This is a genomic window from Serratia sarumanii, from assembly GCF_029962605.1.
Lineage (GTDB): Bacteria > Pseudomonadota > Gammaproteobacteria > Enterobacterales > Enterobacteriaceae > Serratia > Serratia sarumanii.
This window is the reverse complement of record NZ_CP124750.1, coordinates 2,575,326-2,591,947: the sequence shown is the minus strand read 5'-3', so window position 1 is coordinate 2,591,947 and position 16,622 is coordinate 2,575,326. Positions and strand designations below refer to the sequence as shown.

At 62.9% G+C, this 16,622-nt stretch carries 19 protein-coding genes; 6 read left to right on the top strand and 13 right to left on the bottom strand.

Going from position 1 to position 16,622, the window contains the following annotated elements; genetic code table 11:
• Positions 1–29: 29 nt before the first annotated feature.
• From nudI to SSARUM_RS12310, 3 genes are all read right to left on the bottom strand, one after another.
• Positions 30–455 carry a nucleoside triphosphatase NudI gene (nudI, locus tag SSARUM_RS12320; protein WP_033634632.1) on the bottom strand — a complete coding sequence of 142 codons (426 nt, stop codon included), beginning with the start codon at positions 453–455 and terminating at the stop codon, positions 30–32.
• 120 nt (positions 456–575) lie between these two features.
• The gene (gene ppk2 / locus SSARUM_RS12315) at positions 576–1,490 is read right to left on the bottom strand and encodes a polyphosphate kinase 2 (protein ID WP_033648410.1); all 915 of its coding nucleotides are present in this window, start codon (positions 1,488–1,490) and stop codon (positions 576–578) included.
• A gap of 26 nt (positions 1,491–1,516) precedes the next feature.
• Positions 1,517–3,127, bottom strand: a complete 1,611-nt coding sequence (locus SSARUM_RS12310) for an inorganic phosphate transporter (RefSeq protein WP_033648409.1) — start codon at positions 3,125–3,127, stop codon at positions 1,517–1,519.
• Positions 3,128–3,313: 186 nt separating this feature from the next.
• Here SSARUM_RS12310 and SSARUM_RS12305 point away from each other — a divergent pair, with 186 nt between their 5' ends.
• A complete protein-coding gene (locus tag SSARUM_RS12305) occupies positions 3,314–4,342 on the top strand; it encodes a transporter (protein WP_033653089.1) in 1,029 nt (342 codons plus the stop codon).
• On the opposite strand, the gene SSARUM_RS12300 is transcribed toward SSARUM_RS12305, so the two are convergent.
• The 9 genes from SSARUM_RS12300 to SSARUM_RS12260 form a co-directional block, all read right to left on the bottom strand.
• Positions 4,343–4,876, bottom strand: a complete 534-nt coding sequence (locus tag SSARUM_RS12300; RefSeq protein WP_038880195.1) for an SRPBCC family protein — start codon at positions 4,874–4,876, stop codon at positions 4,343–4,345.
• Between the two features lie 3 nt (positions 4,877–4,879).
• Complete coding sequence (locus tag SSARUM_RS12295) at positions 4,880–5,227, bottom strand: ArsR/SmtB family transcription factor (RefSeq protein ID WP_004938187.1); 348 nt, start codon at positions 5,225–5,227, stop codon at positions 4,880–4,882.
• Positions 5,228–5,308: 81 nt separating this feature from the next.
• Positions 5,309–6,535: a Zn-dependent hydrolase gene (locus tag SSARUM_RS12290; RefSeq protein WP_060430124.1), complete on the bottom strand. Its 1,227-nt coding sequence runs from the start codon at positions 6,533–6,535 to the stop codon at positions 5,309–5,311.
• The gene (locus tag SSARUM_RS12285; protein ID WP_033634625.1) at positions 6,532–7,023 is read right to left on the bottom strand and encodes an L-2-amino-thiazoline-4-carboxylic acid hydrolase; all 492 of its coding nucleotides are present in this window, start codon (positions 7,021–7,023) and stop codon (positions 6,532–6,534) included. Before SSARUM_RS12285 ends, SSARUM_RS12290 begins: the two co-directional genes overlap by 4 nt.
• 18 nt (positions 7,024–7,041) lie before the next feature.
• Positions 7,042–8,151, bottom strand: coding sequence for a branched-chain amino acid ABC transporter substrate-binding protein (locus tag SSARUM_RS12280; RefSeq protein ID WP_369819440.1), 1,110 nt, complete (start codon positions 8,149–8,151; stop codon positions 7,042–7,044).
• 76 nt (positions 8,152–8,227) lie between these two features.
• Positions 8,228–8,941, bottom strand: coding sequence for an ABC transporter ATP-binding protein (locus tag SSARUM_RS12275; protein ID WP_033648405.1), 714 nt, complete (start codon positions 8,939–8,941; stop codon positions 8,228–8,230).
• Positions 8,934–9,704, bottom strand: a complete 771-nt coding sequence (locus tag SSARUM_RS12270) for an ABC transporter ATP-binding protein (RefSeq protein WP_043147515.1) — start codon at positions 9,702–9,704, stop codon at positions 8,934–8,936. The genes SSARUM_RS12275 and SSARUM_RS12270 overlap by 8 nt, the downstream gene beginning before the upstream one ends.
• Complete coding sequence (locus SSARUM_RS12265) at positions 9,701–10,813, bottom strand: ABC transporter permease subunit (protein ID WP_060430122.1); 1,113 nt, start codon at positions 10,811–10,813, stop codon at positions 9,701–9,703. The genes SSARUM_RS12270 and SSARUM_RS12265 overlap by 4 nt, the downstream gene beginning before the upstream one ends.
• Positions 10,814–10,823: 10 nt before the next feature.
• Positions 10,824–11,774: a branched-chain amino acid ABC transporter permease gene (locus SSARUM_RS12260; protein WP_033653093.1), complete on the bottom strand. Its 951-nt coding sequence runs from the start codon at positions 11,772–11,774 to the stop codon at positions 10,824–10,826.
• Between the two features lie 169 nt (positions 11,775–11,943).
• On the opposite strand from SSARUM_RS12260, the gene SSARUM_RS12255 reads away from it, so the two are divergent.
• Both SSARUM_RS12255 and SSARUM_RS12250 read left to right on the top strand, forming a co-directional pair.
• On the top strand, positions 11,944–12,876 hold the full coding sequence (locus SSARUM_RS12255; protein ID WP_033648401.1) for a LysR substrate-binding domain-containing protein: 933 nt from the start codon (positions 11,944–11,946) through the stop codon (positions 12,874–12,876).
• Positions 12,845–12,997, top strand: coding sequence for a hypothetical protein (locus tag SSARUM_RS12250; protein ID WP_176221819.1), 153 nt, complete (start codon positions 12,845–12,847; stop codon positions 12,995–12,997). The genes SSARUM_RS12255 and SSARUM_RS12250 overlap by 32 nt, the downstream gene beginning before the upstream one ends.
• Here the strand turns inward: SSARUM_RS12250 and SSARUM_RS12245 are convergent.
• The gene (locus SSARUM_RS12245) at positions 12,994–13,584 is read right to left on the bottom strand and encodes a TetR/AcrR family transcriptional regulator (RefSeq protein WP_033648400.1); all 591 of its coding nucleotides are present in this window, start codon (positions 13,582–13,584) and stop codon (positions 12,994–12,996) included. The genes SSARUM_RS12250 and SSARUM_RS12245 overlap by 4 nt on opposite strands.
• A gap of 141 nt (positions 13,585–13,725) precedes the next feature.
• Between SSARUM_RS12245 and SSARUM_RS12240 the strand changes: the two genes are divergently transcribed.
• Genes SSARUM_RS12240 through SSARUM_RS12230 form a run of 3 tightly spaced genes read left to right on the top strand, consistent with a single transcriptional unit; the run spans position 13,726 to position 16,592 of the window.
• Complete coding sequence (locus tag SSARUM_RS12240) at positions 13,726–14,781, top strand: sugar phosphate isomerase/epimerase family protein (protein WP_033648399.1); 1,056 nt, start codon at positions 13,726–13,728, stop codon at positions 14,779–14,781.
• Between the two features lie 25 nt (positions 14,782–14,806).
• Positions 14,807–15,703: an alpha/beta fold hydrolase gene (locus tag SSARUM_RS12235; protein ID WP_033648398.1), complete on the top strand. Its 897-nt coding sequence runs from the start codon at positions 14,807–14,809 to the stop codon at positions 15,701–15,703.
• Complete coding sequence (locus SSARUM_RS12230; RefSeq protein ID WP_033648397.1) at positions 15,690–16,592, top strand: alpha/beta hydrolase; 903 nt, start codon at positions 15,690–15,692, stop codon at positions 16,590–16,592. The genes SSARUM_RS12235 and SSARUM_RS12230 overlap by 14 nt, the downstream gene beginning before the upstream one ends.
• Positions 16,593–16,622: the final 30 nt, after the last annotated feature.

Genomic DNA, 16,622 nt, shown 5'->3' with positions numbered 1-16,622 from the left:
AGAAAATAGGGCGATAATCGCTCAAACTGTTACAACAATCCCTTTTGTTGCAGCGTGAAGCGGGTGGCCTCGTTCAAATCGTAGTCCGCGAGACGCTCACGCGGCACCCAGGCGTAGTCGTCGAACTCGTCGTTGATCGTCACGTCGCGGTTGGCGGCATGGCAGTCGAAAATCAGGTAAATCATGTAGATTTGCTCCCGGCTGCCGTCGGCGTAGGTTTTGATGCGCACATCGTCGCGGAAGGTCCAGGGCGTGATGCTGTCGAGGATCAGCGCGGCGCCCAGCTCTTCGCGCACTTCGCGCCGCAGTGCCTGTTCTATCTGTTCACCCGGCTCGACGCCGCCGCCGGACAGTGCCCATTGGCCGGGGAACACGCCCTTGTGCGCCGCCATTTTGCACAGCAGGAAGGCGTTATCGTTTTCAATCAGCGGGCAGACAATGATGCGCTGGCGCATGGAAGACTCCTGTCAAAATGGAAAGCAACCACTTTAACATGGGGTTTAGCCCCTTAGCGTGAGAGAAATCAAAGCGTTGTATTAGTGCAGAGAAGCTGTAGCCGCCTCTCTGCGCTAAGATCAGTAGATTTCCGGCACCACCATGTTGTCCGGCACCGGGCTACGGTGGTATTCCGGGCTGCGTTTGCGCTGCGGTAGCGTGATGACGTTGCCTTCGGCTTCCTCATAAGGCACCTGCTGCAACAGGTGGGTGATGCAGTTCAGACGGGCCTTTTTCTTGTCGACGCCCTGAACCACCCACCAGGGCGCTTCGGCAATGTTAGTGCGCGCTAACATGATTTCTTTGGCCTCGGTGTAATCCTCCCAGCGGCGGCGGCTTTCCAGATCCATTGGGCTGAGCTTCCACTGCTTGAGCGGATCGTGAATGCGGCTGAGGAAACGCAGCTCCTGCTCCTCATCGGTGATTGAAAACCAGTATTTGACGATTTGGATGCCGCTGCGCGTCAGCATTTTTTCGAATTCCGGCACGCTGCGGAAAAACTCCTCATACTCTTCGTCGTTGCAAAAGCCCATCACGCGCTCCACGCCGGCGCGGTTATACCAGCTGCGGTCGAACAGCACCATTTCGCCGGCGGCCGGCAGATGCGCGATATAACGCTGAAAATACCACTGGGTGCGTTCGCGATCGTTCGGCGCCGGCAGCGCCGCCACGCGGCAGGTGCGCGGGTTGAGACGCTGGGTGATGCGCTTGATCACGCCGCCCTTGCCGGCGGCGTCGCGGCCTTCGAAGATGATCACCAGCCGGTGGCCGGTGCGCATCACCCAATCCTGCAGCTTCACCAGCTCGCCCTGCAGGCGCAGCAACTCGCGGAAGTACTGCTTGCGCCAGGCTTTTTTCGCGTCGCTGTCGACTTCTGCCGCGTCGAAGCGCAGGTCGTCCAGCTCCATTTCCAGCTCTTCGTCGTAGCTGTCGTAAAACTCTTGCAGCAGGCGCTGGTTGAAACCGTCATCGCGGTTGACTTCATGCATGGTCATCAGATTTTCTCCGTATCGGCCCGGTGTTAGAAATGGTTGAAGATCCAGTACAGCACCGCCGACAGCAGCACCGAGGCCGGCAGGGTTAGCACCCAGGCCATCAGCAGATTGCGCAGGGTGGCCATCTGCAGCCCGGAGCGGTTGGCGGCCATGGTGCCGGCGATGCCGGACGACAGGACGTGCGTGGTCGAAACCGGCAAGCCGAAGGCGTCGGCCGCGCCGATGGTGGTCATTGCCACCAGTTCGGCGCTGGCGCCCTGGGCGTAGGTCAGGTGCGATTTACCGATCTTTTCGCCCACCGTCACCACGATGCGGCGCCAGCCGACCATGGTGCCGAGCCCCAGCGCAATCGCCACCACCACCTTCACCCAGAAGGGAATGAAGCGGGTGGCGTTGTCGAGTTCGCCCTTCAGCGCGTCGAGGTTGCGCTGCGCGTCGGGATTGATCTGCAGCTGATGCTCTGCCTTCAGGTGCTTGATGGTCTCGGACGCCAGATACATGTCGTTGCGGGTGTTCGACACCGCCTGCGCCGGGATCTTGTCGACCGAGCCGTACTGACGGATTTGATCGCCGATCGCGCCGGCCAGCTGCGCCAACGCCGGCACCACCTCCGGCGTCAGCTCGCTGGTGCGCACATAGCCGGTCAGCACCTCGCGCGGCGGCGTTTGGCCGCCGGCCGGGAACTGGCGCAGCAGCTGGTTTTGGGTCACCTCCGCCAGCGCCGCCACCCGGGGAATCTGCTCCGGTGGCATCGAACGGTTCAGGGCGTAGGCGATCGGCATGGTGCCCACCAGGATCAGCATGATAAGGCCCATGCCTTTCTGGCCGTCGTTGGAGCCGTGGGCGAAGGAAACGCCGGTGCAGGTGAGGATCAGCAGCCCGCGGATCCACAGCGGCGGCGGGGTATTGCCCTTAGGGGCGCTGTACAGCTGGCGGTTCTTGACGAACAGCTTCAGCGCCAGCAGCAGCAGGCCGGCGAACACGAAGCCGATCACCGGCGACAGCAGCAGCGCGTAGCCCACCTTGATCGCCTGGCCCCAGTCCACGCCGCTGGTGCCGGTGCGGCCGTGGATCAGGGCGTTGGCTACGCCGACGCCGATAATCGAGCCGATCAGCGTATGCGACGACGAGGCGGGCAGCCCGAGCCACCAGGTGCCGAGGTTCCAGATGATGGCGGAGAACAGCAGGGCGTACACCATGGCGAAACCGTTGCCGGTGCCGGCCTGCAGGATCAGCTCGACCGGCAGCAGCGAAATGATGCCGAAGGCCACCACGCCGCTGGAGAGCAACACGCCGAGAAAGTTGAAGAAACCGGACCACACCACGGCGACCATCGGCGAAAGCGAGTGGGTGTAAATCACCGTTGCGACCGCATTGGCGGTATCGTGGAAGCCGTTGACGAATTCAAAGCCCAGCGCAATCAATAGCGCCAGCCCCAATAATAAAAACGGAACGTAACTGGTATAGACGGCGCCGGCGTCGCTGACGTCGTTAAATAAGTTCACCCCGGCGAACGCGATCCCCAGAATTAATAAGAACATAAAAAAAAGAACAGTGAGTCGACTGTTCTTTTGATGCAGTTTGGGCAGGCTGGAGGCGGCCGGCATGTCCGGTTGAACGGCGCTGTTATCGCTCATAATGACCTTCCTGAGAGGATTGGATGCGGTAGCTGTCGCCTGAAAAGTATTCTGAATGAATGTGGCTTTTTTATGACGAAAATATTAATCATCGGGAACGGCGAAAATCATTAACGCCGATAAATAAAGATTGTTATAACAGCGGGGACGGTCTTGGGTTAACGGCAACAGGCAGGATAGGGCGTTATGGTGCAACGGTTAGCGGAAAAGATGCACAAGCTGGATTTTGATGATGAAGTGACCGGGCTGATCTACGGCCATGTGTTTCGTTCCGGTGAGCCGCCGAGGCGCCTGAACTCGCAGCAGGTCTGCCAGGCCTACCAGACGTTGCCGCCCGGCGACGGTTTTATCTGGCTGCACCTCAATCTCAACCACGCGGCGGCGGAGAAATGGTTGAAAAATCATTTTGCCATTTCCGATTTTTTCTTCCACGAGATTCGCCACGGTTCGCACACCACGCGCATTGAGCGCCAGGGCGACGATCTGTTCGCGGTGCTCAACGATGTGATCTTCCACCCCGAGGACAGCAACCCGGAAACGGCGACGCTGTGGCTCTATTGCTGCCGCGGGCTGGTGGTGACCGTGCGCCATAAACCGGTGCGGCTGATTGAACGGCTGCTCGGCCGCCTGACGGCGCTGCAGCTGGCCTCGTCTACCGAACTGCTGGCGCACCTGCTGGAAGAGCAGGAGGACGTGCTGGAGCAGGTGGTGCGGCAGGCCAACCAGTATGTCGATACCATCGAGGATCGCCTGCTGACCCGCCGCGTCAAACGCAATCGCACCGAGCTGGGGCGCATGCGCCGCATGCTGCTGCGCTTTCAGCGCCTGTTGGCGCCCGAACCGGCCGCGCTGTTTCGCCTGTTGAACCGGCCGCCGACCTGGCTGAGCCGTGAGGTGGTGCAGGATCTGCGGCAGTTTACCGAAGAGTTCACCGTGGTGTTGAACGATCTCGCCAGCCTGACCGAACGCATCCGGCTGCTGCAGGAGGAGCTGGGCGCCAAGCTGATGGAGCAGAACAACCGCACGCTCTACACGCTGACGGTAATCACCGTGCTGGCGCTGCCGATCAATATCGTCGCCGGTTTCTTCGGCATGAACGTGGGGGGGATCCCGCTGGCCAGCAATCACCACGGTTTTATCCTGCTGGTGTTGCTGGTCGGCAGTTTTACGCTGATCGCCGGTTATCTGGCGTTCAGGCGCAGGGACGAGTCGTAATTACAGGCGGGCGCGGTACTCTTCTTCCAGCCGGGCATGGGTGCTCCAGAACGGCTGCGGTGCCCGATCGTGCAGACGATCCAGCAGGATATCCAGATGGGTGTGCCAGCCGCCGGCGACGCTGAGCATCTCGTCGCGGTTGGCCAAGCGCCGGTGGGTGACCGTCAGCAGCACGGCGCTTCCCTGTTCCGTCAGTTCGAAGGTCACCTCGGAAGGGCGACCCTGATCCTGTTCGGCCCAGGTAAAGCTCAGCAGGCGCGGCGGGAACAGGCAGGTGATGTGGCCGCGGTTGCTGACGCAGCCGCCGTGCTGTTTGTACTTGGCCGGCGGGGGTTCGTGCTCGCCCGCCAGATCGGAGTTGCGAAATTCCAGCTCCAGCGGCGCGCCGTTCTCCAACGTCATGGCGCCGGCCGCCAGCCAGGTGGCGCGCTTGTCGGATTCGGTCAGGTAAGCCCACACCCGCTCGATGGGGCCGGGCAGCAGCCGCTGGATGCGCAGCGTACCGGGTTCGATAATCATGCCGTAATCATTCATGGTTCACTCCTTGGGAGGAAGCTGTTCGGGCTGCAGCAGCGCCTGTTCGAGCGCATCCAGCCGTTCAGTCCAGAAATGTTCATAGGTTTGCAGCCAGTGCATGGCCTGCGCCATAGGCTCGGGTTCGAGCCGGCAGATATGGTTTCTTCCTTGCACGGTGCGTTGCACCAGGCCCGCATGTTCCAGTGCTTTCACGTGCTTGGAGGCGCCGGCGAACGACATCTGCAGCGGCGCGGCCAGTTCGCCGATGCTGCGCTCACCGCCGGCCAGCGCACGCAACATCGAGCGGCGGGTCGGGTCGGCCAGCGCATGAAAAATGGCGTCCAGCTGTGAGGAAGATAATTCAACCATATGGTTGAATATAGAACAGGCGGGCTAATATTCAACCGTTTTGTTGAATATTTTTTGCCCCGGCGAAAACCGGGGCGGGGATCAGGCGCCGGCGTGCGCCAGCAGGGCGTTCAGCAACACCTCGGCGCCGGCGGTTGCCCAGGCGGGGGTGATGTCTTCCCGCTCGTTGTGGCTGATGCCGTCCACGCAGGGAATGAAAATCATGGCGGTTGGGGCGACGCGGTTAAGGTAACAGGCATCGTGGCCGGCGCCGGAAATCATGTCACGATGGCGGTAGCCCAACGCTTGCGCGGCATGACGTACGCTGTCGATGCAGCCCCGATCAAAAGCGATCGGGGGATACTGGAAAATGCGCTCGGCGCGAGCGGTTAGGCCGCCGCCGTTGACGTGGTTTACCGCCGCCAGCAGGCGCTGCTCCATCTGTTCCAGAATTGACTCCTGCGGATGGCGGAATTCGACGCTGAAAAAGACCCGGCCCGGCACCACGTTGCGTGAATTGGGGGTAATTTGCGCCATGCCCACCGTGGCGCGCGCGTCGGGCGCGAAATCCCAGCCGATGCGGTTGACCGCCGTCACCAGCTCGGTGAAGCCCAGCAGGGCGTCGCGGCGGCGATCCATCGGCGTGGTGCCTGCGTGGGCGCTGAAGCCGACGACCTCCAGCTCGTACCAGCGCTGCCCCTGTGCGGCGGTTACCACGCCGATGTCGAGGTGCTCCGCTTCCAGAATCGGCCCCTGTTCGATGTGCAGCTCGAAGGCGGCATGGATCGGCGTGCCGCCCACCGGGTGTTCGCCGGCGTAGCCGATGCGTTCCAGCGCGTCGCCGAGGCTGACGCCGTGCTCGTCGCGGCGCGTCAGACCGTATTCCAGCTCGAAGACCCCGGCGAACACGCCGGAGGCGATCATCGCCGGCGCGAAGCGAGCGCCTTCTTCGTTGGTCCAGTTGATCACTTCAATTGCGCGTTCGGTGACGATCTGCCGATCGTTAAGGCTGCGAATCACCTCCAATCCGGCCAGCACGCCGTAGATGCCGTCGAAACGGCCACCGCGGGGCTGCGAGTCGCCGTGAGAACCGGTGACCACCGGCGCCAGCTCGGGCCGCGAACCTTCACGGCGCAGGAACATGTTGCCCATTCGATCGACGCGCACGCTGCAACCGGCCTCCAGCGCCCACAGGCGCAGCTGGTCGCGCGCCTGGCGATCCTCTTCGCTGAGCGCCAGGCGGGTGACGCCGTTGTCGGCGATGGCGCCGAACTGCGCCATCGCGTGCAGGCTTTGCCACAGGCGCTCGCCGTTGACCCGATACATCATTGTTCTTCTCCCGGCGTTTTGGCGGTGTAGCGGAAATCGCAGCAGGGGGCGCCGGACATGATGGTTTGGCTGCGCTGCAGCTCGACCTCCGGCGCATAGCCGACGATAAACTGGCTGTCGCGCGCGCAGGAGAGCAGGTGGCCGATTTCCCCCAGCCCCATCTCGTGGTACATCTCGGCGTAGCGGCAGCGGGTGACGTTATAGTCGAAGTGTTGTTCGTCCTGGTTGATCACCTCAACGCGCAGCGCGTCGTCTTTTTCCCACAGGTACTGCAAGGCGGCGAAGCTGCGCAGATCCGCGCCGTTCGGTTCCTGTGCGGCGAACCGTTTGCCCGCCTCGATGGCGGCGTTCTCGATGGCTTCGCCGATCACGGCCTGAGCGCGCGCCTTGCCGATTTCACGCACCAGGATCTGGTAGATCGGTTTGATGATCTCCGCTTCGATCTTTCTGCGGGCCAAAATGCCCAACTCGTTGTTTGCACAGCTCATCGCCTTGCTCCTCTTGATTTATTGTGGTTTGGTGCCGCCCAACACGGTTTGCGGCTGCCATTTGCCGTCCACTACCCGGTACAGGGTGAAGCTCGGCTGTTGCAGGTTGCCCTGCGCATCGAAGGCGATGGCGCCGGTCACGCCCTGATAATGGATGGCGCGCAGTTTCGGCAGGTAATCGGCCGGATTGGCCGAGCCGGCCTGTTCGATGGCGGCGATCAGCACCCGGGTGGCGTCGTAGGCGAAGGGCGCATGCAGTTCGATGTGGGTGTGGTAACGGTCGTGGTAGGCTTGTTCAAACGCCTTGCCGCCCGGCATCTGTTCCAGCGGCAGCCCCGGCTCCAGCGCGACGACGCCTTCGCCTTCACGCTGCGCCAGCGTCAGGAAGGTCTGGCTGACAAAGCCGCCTGCGCCCATCAGCTGCGCGTTCATGCCCAGCTGTTTCAGTTTGCGCGCCAGCGGTGCCGCCTGGGAGTCCACGCCGCCGAAGAAGATCAGATCGGCGTTTTTGCTGCGCACGGTGGTCAGCACGGCGCTGAAATCGACGGTCTTGTCGTCGACGTATTCGCGGGTGACCGGCTGCACGCCCTGGGCCTGCAGCGATTTGATGAACTCGTCCGCCAGGCCCTGGCCGAAGGCGGTGCGATCGTCGATCACCGCGATGCGCTGGGCTTTCAGCGTTTTCACCGCATACTGCCCGGCATAGTTGCCGCCGTCGTCGTCATGGCCCATCACGCGGAAGCTGGTGTCAAAGCCTTGTTGCGTGTAGCCGTGGCCGGTGGCGACCGGCGCCACTTGGGCGATGCCGGCGTCGTGATAGATGCGTGCCGCCGGGATGCTGGTGCCGGTGTTCCAGTGGCCGACCACGCCGGCGACGCCTTCGTCGACCAAACGCTGCGCGACGGCCACGGCGGTGCGCGGATCGGACTGATCGTCCTCGGACAGCAATTTGAAGGTGACCGGTTTGCCGTTCAGCGTCGGCTTTTGCGCGTTGGCGTCGGCGATCGCCAGCCGCGCGCCGTTTTCGAGATCTTTGCCGATGCGCGCGGAAGGGCCGGTCAGCGGCCCGGCCAGGCCGATCAGCACGGTGTCGTCCGCCAGCGCCGGGAGGCTCAGGATCATCGTCATGGCGGCCAGCGCCAACGGCTTGATGCGAAAGTTCTGCTGCATGTCATACTCCTGGTGCGGTTAAAGGTAACAACGGTTATTCACCCAAATAGATCTGTTTGATTTTTTCATCGTCCAGCATGTCGGCGGAGCGGCCGCTGTGGCTTAGGCTGCCGCTGTCCAGCACATAGGCGCGATCGGTGGATTCCAGCGCCAGGCGGGCGTTTTGCTCGACCAGCAATAGCGTGACGCCGTCACGTGCCAGCTGTTTGATGACCGAAAAAATGGCCTCCACCACAATCGGCGCCAGCCCCATCGACGGCTCGTCCAATATCAACAGGCGCGGGCGGCTGAGCAGCGCACGGCCCATCGCCACCATCTGCTGCTCGCCGCCCGAAAGCAGCCCGGCCGGTTGGTTCAGGCGCTCGTTCAGGCGCGGGAAGGTGGCGCATACTCGTTCGAAATCGTGCCGTACCGCCGGTTTGTCACGCCGCGCATAGGCGCCCAGCTGCAGGTTTTCTCGCACCGTCAGGCGGGTGAAAATGCCGCGACCTTCCGGCACCATCACCAGCCCCTGTTGCAGCAAGCGGTGCGGCGCCATGCCGCGAATCGAACGGCCGTCGAACAGAATGTCGCCCTCGAACGGTTGCAGCCCGGTCAGCGCCCGCAGGCTGGAGGTCTTGCCCGCGCCGTTGGCGCCGATCAGCGTGACCTGTTCGCCGGCGTTGACCGTAAAATCGATGCCTTTGACCGCATGAATGCCGCCGTAGGACACTTTGAGTCGTTTAACGCTCAGCAGGGCTTCAGACATGCGCGCCACCTCCCAGATAGGCCTGAATGACCGCCGGTTCACGCCGAACCTGCGCCGGTTCGCCTTCGGCGATCGCTTTGCCGTAGTCCAGCACCGTAAGGCGATCGCACAGGCCCATCACCAGCTTGACGTCGTGTTCGATCAACAGCAGCGTTTTGCCGCTGTCGCGAATGCGCAGCAGCAGCTCGCGCAGCGCCACTTTTTCTCCGGCGTTCATGCCGGCCGCCGGTTCGTCCAGCGCCAGCAGCCGGGGTTCGGTCGCCAGCGCGCGGGCGATCTCCAGGCGGCGCTGATGACCATAGGCGAGATCGCCGGCGCGGTAATAGGCGAATTGGCCGATGCCGACGTACTCCAGCAGCGCATGGGACTTATCGCGCACCGCCTGTTCCTCCTCCCTGGCGCGGCGGTGGCGGGCGATCGCCGCCCACAGGCCGTTGCGGGTGCGCACGTGGCAGCCGACCATCACGTTTTCCAGCACGCTCATTTCGTTGAACAGCCGCAGGTTCTGGAAGGTGCGGGCGATGCCGGCCTGCGCCACTTTATCGATCGCCTGGGGCCTATAGCGCTGGCCCGACAGGCGGAATTCGCCCGCGTCGGCGCGATACAGACCGGTGATCAGATTGAAGCAGGTGGTCTTACCGGCGCCGTTCGGCCCGATCAGGCCGTAGATTTCCCCCTGGCGGATGCTCATGCTGACGTCATCCACCGCCGTCAGGCCGCCGAAGCGTTTGCTGACGTGATTTAAAGCGAGCAAAGGCGTCATGCGGCGTTCCCCCTTATATGGCGTGCCGGCCACAGGCCCGCCGGGCGATACAGCATCACCAGGATCAGCGCCAGGCCGTAAAACAGTTGGCGAATGATTTCCGGGTCGATCAGCACCTGGCCGAACAGCGCCTGCTGTAGCGGCCCCATGCTGCTGCGCAGCAGCTCCGGCAGGGCGGCCAGCAGCAGCGCGCCCAGGATCACCCCGGGGATGTGCCCCATGCCGCCGAGCACCACCATCGCCAGAACGGCGATCGACTCCTGTAGGGTGAACGATTCCGGCGACACGAAGCCCTGAAACGCGGCGAACAGCGCGCCGGCCACGCCGCCGAAGGTGGCGCCGATGGCAAAGGCCAGCAACTTGAAGTTGCGGGTGTTGATGCCCATCGCCCGCGCGGCGTCCTCGTCTTCGCGGATCGCCGTCCACGCGCGGCCGATGCGCGAATTTTGCAGCCGCAGGCTGATAAACAGGATCGCCAGCAGCAGGGCGGCGAACAGGTAGTAATAGAGGTACAGGCCGGAGAAACGCACGCCGAACCACTCATGCATGCCGGAAAACTTCAGGCCGAACAGGCTGACCGGCTCGATGCCGGAAATGCCTTTGGGGCCGTTGGTGAGGTTGACCGGGCGATCGAGATTGCGCATCAAAATACGTACGATCTCGCCGAAACCGAGCGTGACGATCGCCAGATAGTCGCCGCGCAGCCGCAGCGTCGGCGCGCCAAGCAGAATGCCGCACACGGCCGCCAGCAGCGCCGCCAGCGGGATCAGCCACAGCATCGACAGATGAAGCCCGTCGGGGAACCACTGCAGCAGCAGCGGGAACTGCTGCGTCAGATGCGGTGACGACAGCAGCGCGGCCAGATAGGCGCCAATGGCGTAAAAAGCGATAAAGCCCATGTCCAGCAAGCCGGTCATGCCCACCACGATGTTCAGCCCGAGCGCCAGCATCAGGTACAGCAGCGCGAAGTCGACGACGCGCACCCAGTAGTTGCCGCCGGCGGCGCCCGCAACCCAGGGCGCCAGCAGCAGGGCGAGAATGAACAGCGTCAGCCCCAGCCTGGCGCGCCGAGGCGTGGCCAGGGGAAGCGTGGAAGTTAAAACGGTCATCGTGATGTCCTTATGCGCGCGTGGCGATGCGTTCGCCCAACAGCCCGGAAGGGCGGAAAACCAGTACGGCGATCAGCACCAGAAACGCGAAGACGTCCTGGTAGTTGCTGCCGAATACGCCGCCGGTCAGCTCGCCGAGATAGCCGGTGCCCAGCGATTCGAACAGCCCCAGCAGCAAACCGCCGAGCATCGCGCCGCGCAGGTTGCCGATGCCGCCGAGCACGGCGGCGGTAAAGGCTTTGATGCCGGGCAGAAAGCCCATCGAGAAACCGGCGTTGCCGTAGTTGCTGGCCATCATGATGCCGGCTACCGCCGCCAGCGCGCCGCCGAGCGCAAAGGTCAGAACGATGATGCGGTCAGGACTGATGCCCATCAGGCCGGCGACCTGCGGGTTTTCCGCCGTGGCGCGCATGGCGCGGCCGAAACGGCTGTGTTCGACCAGCAGCCAGAGGCCGGCCATGACCGCCACGGCCACCGCCAGCGTGACGATCGCAGTGCCGGTGATCACCGCCGGCGCATGCTCGGCGCTGCCTGCGGTCAGGGCGATGGGCGCCATCGGTAACAGCTGCGGAAACATCAGGGGATTGCGTGACCAGATCAGCATCGCCAGGGTTTGCAGCAGCAGCGAGACGCCGATGCCGCTGATCAGCGGGGCCAGGCGTGGTGCATTGCGCAACCGGCGATAGGCCAGACGTTCGATCGCCATCGAGGTGATGGCGCAGACGGCCATGGCGAACAGGGCCGCCAGCAGCAGCGTGGCGTAGGGCGGTAACGCGGGAAAATGATGCTGCAACACGCCGATCGCCGACAGCGCGCTGAGCGCCCCGACCATCAGCACGTCGCCGTGCGCGAAGTTGATGATGCGCAGGATGCCGTACACCATGGTGTAGCCGAGCGCGATCAGCGCATAGATGCTGCCGAGCATCAAACCGTTGACGGTCTGCTGTACCAGCGTATCCATAAGGAGAGTCCGGAGATAATGGGTCAGGAGGCTCACAGTAGAGAATTTAAAAAAATTGTAAAATACGGAAAAATACTTTCTTATACAAAAAACGAGTAATTTTAATTTATTGATTTTTATGTATATTAAATAAATTCTCTCTCCGTGACTTCCATAAAACAATCGATATATGAAAAAAACAGAACAGTATGATGAGCCGTTGCCGATGCTGCCGAACGATCCGCCGCTGCGCGCCGTGCGGGCGTTCGAGGCCATCGCGCGCCTGGGCAGCATCAGCGCGGCGGCGAAGGAGCTGATGATTTCGCCTTCGGCGGTCAGCCATCAGTTGAAAACGCTGGAGGCATTCTTGCAGATGCCGTTGACCGAAAGGCAGGGGCGCCATCTGGTGCTGCGCGGCGAGGGGCGGGAATATTACCGCTCGATCCGCTCGGCGTTTAACGTGCTGCGCCAGGCGACCGAACACGTGCGCGAGCAGTCCGCGTCGCGGCAGGTCACCATCAGCCTGATCCCGCTGTTCGGCATGGGCTGGTTCATTCCGCGGCTGCGCGGCTTTCTGCGCGAAAATCCGGAAATCGACATCAATGTGGTTTACGCCAACCACCGCAATTACCTGAGCGACGCCGCCGATCTGTCGATCCGCTTCGGGGTTGGGCAGTGGACCGGCTATCGCAGCGAAAAGCTGATGTCCGGCCAAATGGTGCCGGTGTGCAGCCGGGCATTCAGCAAACTGCACGGTTTGCTCGATACGCCGGATCAGCTGGCGACGCTGCCGCTGCTGCACGACGAGGAGCGCAATACCTGGATGCAATGGTTTCAGCAGGCCGGTGTTAAACGCCCGCTGCGCAGTATCGGCCCGATGTTCGAAGACGGATTGTTGACGCTGGCGGCGGTGCAGGCGGGATTGGGATGCGCGCTGATGCGTGAGCCGTTAATCGCCCACTACCTTGAGAGCGGTGAGTTAATCAAAATGTTCGATCTGCCGATCGACGACGGCCGCGATTATTACCTGTGCGCTCGCCTGGATAGCGAACTGTCGCAGGAAGGCGAAAATCTGCGGCAGTGGTTGCGCCGTGAGGCGGCGGCTCAGAACGCCGGGGCATAATCTGCAACCCGTCGATGCGGCCAACATCAAAGCGCTGCGCATGGGCGCGCGCCGCATTGAGGATGAAGAGCATGATTACGGCGAAGGCGCGCTGGCGATTGCCGATCGGCCGGGAGATTAAGCGCCGCCCAGGGCCGTCAGCGCCACCTTTACCGCCGCCAACAGTCGTGTTTCAGTGACGCCGTCACGCGCCTGAATCGACAGGCCGTGCAGGAAGACCGCGAAAAAGTCCCCCAGGCTGTCGGCGTCGGTGCCGGCCGGCAGTTCGCCGGCTTGCACCGCCTGCCGCAGCCGTTCGACGATCTGCTGGGTGCGCTGCAACCGATGCTCAGCCAGCCAGACTTTGAGCCCGTCGTTTTCCGCACTGACGCTGGCGGCGGAGGAGACCACCATGCAGCCCTGCGGCAGATCCGGCCGGCTGTAGAGCCGCACGGCGTCTTCCAGCAGGCGTTTGATCGCCGGGCGAATGCCGCTTTCCTGCGCGAAGGCGCGATCGGCGAAGCCACCTTCCTCGGTTTCATAACTGGCGATCGCCTCGCGGAACAGTTGCTCTTTGGAGCCGAACGCCTTGTAGATGCGCGCGGAAGCAATGCCCAATTCCGCCACCAGATCCGACATCGAGGTGCCTTCGTAACCCTGTCGCCAGAATAAGTTTCGCGCCTTCAAGAGCGCCTGTTCGCGGTCGAACTCGCGCGGTCTGCCTGCCATTCGCTGCTCCAATTTGCCTGTCATTCAGCGACATAGGATCGCTTAAATCGGCGGGGAATACCAATGTCTTTATAAATTTCGCTTGCGGTCATCGCGCTTTGCTCCTATTGTTTGTCAATCGACAACCAATAGGAGTTTACGATGAAAACCCTCAAAGGTCCAAGCCTGCATCTCGCGCAGTTCAGCGATGAGACAGCGCCGTTCAACAGCCTGCCCGCCATTGCCGAGTGGGCGGCGCAGACCGGCTTTAGCGCGCTGCAGATCCCGGCCTGGGATCGGCGTTTATTCGACGTGGCCACCGCTGCGGAAAGCCAAACCTACTGCGATGATTTGACCGGCATGTTGGCGGAACAGGGGTTGGTGGTCAGCGAATTGACCAGCCATATCTTCGGCCAGCTGATGGCGGTACACCCGGCTTACGATGCGCTGTTTGACAGCTTCGCGCCGCCGGCGCTGCAGGGCAATCCGCAGGCGCGCGGCGAGTGGGCGCGGCAGCAAATGCTGCTGGCGGTGAAGGCGTCGGCGCGGCTCGGGCTCAGCGAGCTGGGCACCTTTTCCGGTTCGCTGGCCTGGCCCTATCTGTTCCCGTTCCCACAGCGCCCGGAAGGGCTGATCGACACCGCGTTCGACGAGCTCGCCAGGCGCTGGCTGCCGGTGCTTAACGCCTGCGACGAGCAGGGGATCAACCTGTGTTACGAAATTCATCCGAGCGAGGATCTGCACGACGGCGTGACGTTCGAGAGGTTTCTTGAGCGCGTCGGCCATCATCCGCGTTGCCGGGTGCTGTTCGATCCGAGCCATATGGTGCTGCAGCAGCTCAACTATCTGGAGTTTATCGATATCTATAAAGAGGTTATCGGCATGTTCCACGTCAAGGACGCCGAGTTCAATCCGACCGGGCGCCAGGGTATTTACGGCGGCTATCAATCCTGGATCGATCGCGCCGGCCGCTTCCGCTCGCTGGGCGACGGCCAGGTCGATTTCAACGGCATCTTTTCGCGCCTGACGCAGTACGGTTATTCGGGCTGGGCGGCGCTGGAGTGGGAATGTTGCCTGAAAAATCCGCAGGATGGCGCACGCGAAGGCGCAGCCTTCATCCGCGATCGCATTATCCGCGTCACCGATAAAGTGTTCGACGACTTCGCCGGCGCGCCGGTCAACCCACAGCAAATCAACGCGTTGCTCGGTATTCGCTGAGCCTAATCCTTCAGGGAGTCACCCCATGCAATACCTACAGAACGAGAGCCCGTTGGCGGATCTCGCGGCGGAACACGTCTATCTCCAGGTCAACGGCCGGCGCCTTCACTGCGTGATGGCCGGTGAAGGGCGGCCGGTGCTGCTGATCCCCGGCTGGCCGCAAACCTGGTACACCTGGCGCCATGTGATGCAAGCGCTGGCGGCGGCCGGTTTTCAGGCGATCGCCGTCGATCCGCCGGGCATCGGCGATTCCGACAAGCCCGCTGGCGGCTACGACACCGGCAGCGTCGGTGCGGCGTTGCACGCGATGATGACGCAACTGGGCCATGAACGTTACCAACTGGTTGGCCACGACATCGGCATGTGGATCGGTTACGCCATGGCGAGCGATTTCCCGCAGGCGGTGGAGCGTCTGGTGCTCACGGAGGCGGTGATCCCCGGGCTGGCGCCGCCTCCGCCGATTTTCGTCGCGCCGGAGGAGAACATCTTCCTGTGGCATTTCATGTTCAACCAGCTGGCGGATTTGCCGGAGACCCTGACCCAGGGGCGTGAGCGGGAATATCTTGGCTATATCTTCAATCGCTGGTCCTATCGGCGCGATCGGGTGGCGGCGCAGGTATATATCGCTGCTTACTCAGCGCCGGGCGGCCTGCGCGCCGGGTTCGACTATTACCGGGCGATCCCGGAGACCGTGCGGCAGAACCGCCTACGCGCCGCCACGCCCCTGACGATGCCGGTGTTGACGGTGGGGGCCGAGCACGCCACCGGCGACGCGCCGCTGACGACGCTGCGGGGCAATGCGCACGATCTGCGGGGCGAAACGATCGCCGGCTGCGGGCATTTCATTACCGAAGAGTGTCATGAGGAATTTATTGCACTGATTACGCCGTTCCTGGCAGGAGAGCCACATGCCGCTCGATGAACGCATTGCCGCCTTTTTGACGGCATCGGCCGATGCGCCGCCCCCCGCGTCGCTGGCGGAAATGCGCGCGGCCACGGAAACCGGTTTACGCCAGCTGCAGGGCGAGGCGGAACCGAGCGGCGGCGTCAGGGACTTTACGGTGGTTGCCGCCGATGGGTATCGGATCGCGCTGCGCGCCTATCTCCCGGCGGGGGAAAACCGCGCCGCCGCGCAGCCGGCAATGCTGTTCGCCCACGGCGGCGGTTGGTGCCTCGGTTCGCTGGCGCTGTACGATCGTCCCTGTCAGGCGCTGGCCAACGCCACCGGCCGGGTGATCCTGTCGGTCGACTATCGTCTGGCGCCGGAATACCCGTTTCCGCAGCCGCTGGAAGATGTCTATCGGGCGCTCTGCTGGGTGGCGCAACAGGCGCCGCAGTTGGGGATCGACGCGAAGCGCCTGGCGGTGGGCGGCGACAGCGCCGGAGGCAATCTGGCGGCGGCGGTTGCGCTGCTGGCGCGGGATCGCGGCGGCCCGCACATCGAGCGCCAGCTGCTGCTGTACCCGGCGCTCAGCCGCGAGATGACGACGAAGAGCTATTGCGAGTTTGCCGAGGGGTACTTTCTGACGCGCGATGCGATGGTATTTTGTTGGCAGCAGTATCTGGCCCAGCGGCGCGATCCCGGCGCCGAACCGCTGCACGCCGCTACGCTGCGCGGATTGCCGCCGGCCACCATCCTGAGCTGCGAATATGATCCGCTGCGCGATGAGGCCGAGCAGTATGCGCAGCGGCTGCGCGAGGCGGGCGTGCCGGTACGCTGCGAACGGTTGCCGGGCATGGTACATGCCTGCATTCACATGCTGGGGCTGACTCCGGCGGCGCGGCGGCTGTTCGAACTGGCTCGCGAGTAAAAAAAAACCCCGCACTGCGGGGCTTTTGGC

Bases quoted from the DNA above. Each gene is read 5' to 3' on its own strand.
- nudI (WP_033634632.1), bottom strand. From the start codon at position 455: ATGCGCCAGCGCATCATTGTCTGCCCGCTGATTGAAAACGATAACGCC.
- ppk2 (WP_033648410.1), bottom strand. From the start codon at position 1,490: ATGACCATGCATGAAGTCAACCGCGATGACGGTTTCAACCAGCGCCTG.
- SSARUM_RS12310 (WP_033648409.1), bottom strand. From the start codon at position 3,127: ATGAGCGATAACAGCGCCGTTCAACCGGACATGCCGGCCGCCTCCAGC.
- SSARUM_RS12305 (WP_033653089.1), top strand. From the start codon at position 3,314: ATGGTGCAACGGTTAGCGGAAAAGATGCACAAGCTGGATTTTGATGAT.
- SSARUM_RS12300 (WP_038880195.1), bottom strand. From the start codon at position 4,876: ATGAATGATTACGGCATGATTATCGAACCCGGTACGCTGCGCATCCAG.
- SSARUM_RS12295 (WP_004938187.1), bottom strand. From the start codon at position 5,227: ATGGTTGAATTATCTTCCTCACAGCTGGACGCCATTTTTCATGCGCTG.
- SSARUM_RS12290 (WP_060430124.1), bottom strand. From the start codon at position 6,535: ATGATGTATCGGGTCAACGGCGAGCGCCTGTGGCAAAGCCTGCACGCG.
- SSARUM_RS12285 (WP_033634625.1), bottom strand. From the start codon at position 7,023: ATGAGCTGTGCAAACAACGAGTTGGGCATTTTGGCCCGCAGAAAGATC.
- SSARUM_RS12280 (WP_369819440.1), bottom strand. From the start codon at position 8,151: ATGACGATGATCCTGAGCCTCCCGGCGCTGGCGGACGACACCGTGCTG.
- SSARUM_RS12275 (WP_033648405.1), bottom strand. From the start codon at position 8,941: ATGTCTGAAGCCCTGCTGAGCGTTAAACGACTCAAAGTGTCCTACGGC.
- SSARUM_RS12270 (WP_043147515.1), bottom strand. From the start codon at position 9,704: ATGACGCCTTTGCTCGCTTTAAATCACGTCAGCAAACGCTTCGGCGGC.
- SSARUM_RS12265 (WP_060430122.1), bottom strand. From the start codon at position 10,813: ATGACCGTTTTAACTTCCACGCTTCCCCTGGCCACGCCTCGGCGCGCC.
- SSARUM_RS12260 (WP_033653093.1), bottom strand. From the start codon at position 11,774: ATGGATACGCTGGTACAGCAGACCGTCAACGGTTTGATGCTCGGCAGC.
- SSARUM_RS12255 (WP_033648401.1), top strand. From the start codon at position 11,944: ATGAAAAAAACAGAACAGTATGATGAGCCGTTGCCGATGCTGCCGAAC.
- SSARUM_RS12245 (WP_033648400.1), bottom strand. From the start codon at position 13,584: ATGGCAGGCAGACCGCGCGAGTTCGACCGCGAACAGGCGCTCTTGAAG.
- SSARUM_RS12240 (WP_033648399.1), top strand. From the start codon at position 13,726: ATGAAAACCCTCAAAGGTCCAAGCCTGCATCTCGCGCAGTTCAGCGAT.
- SSARUM_RS12235 (WP_033648398.1), top strand. From the start codon at position 14,807: ATGCAATACCTACAGAACGAGAGCCCGTTGGCGGATCTCGCGGCGGAA.
- SSARUM_RS12230 (WP_033648397.1), top strand. From the start codon at position 15,690: ATGCCGCTCGATGAACGCATTGCCGCCTTTTTGACGGCATCGGCCGAT.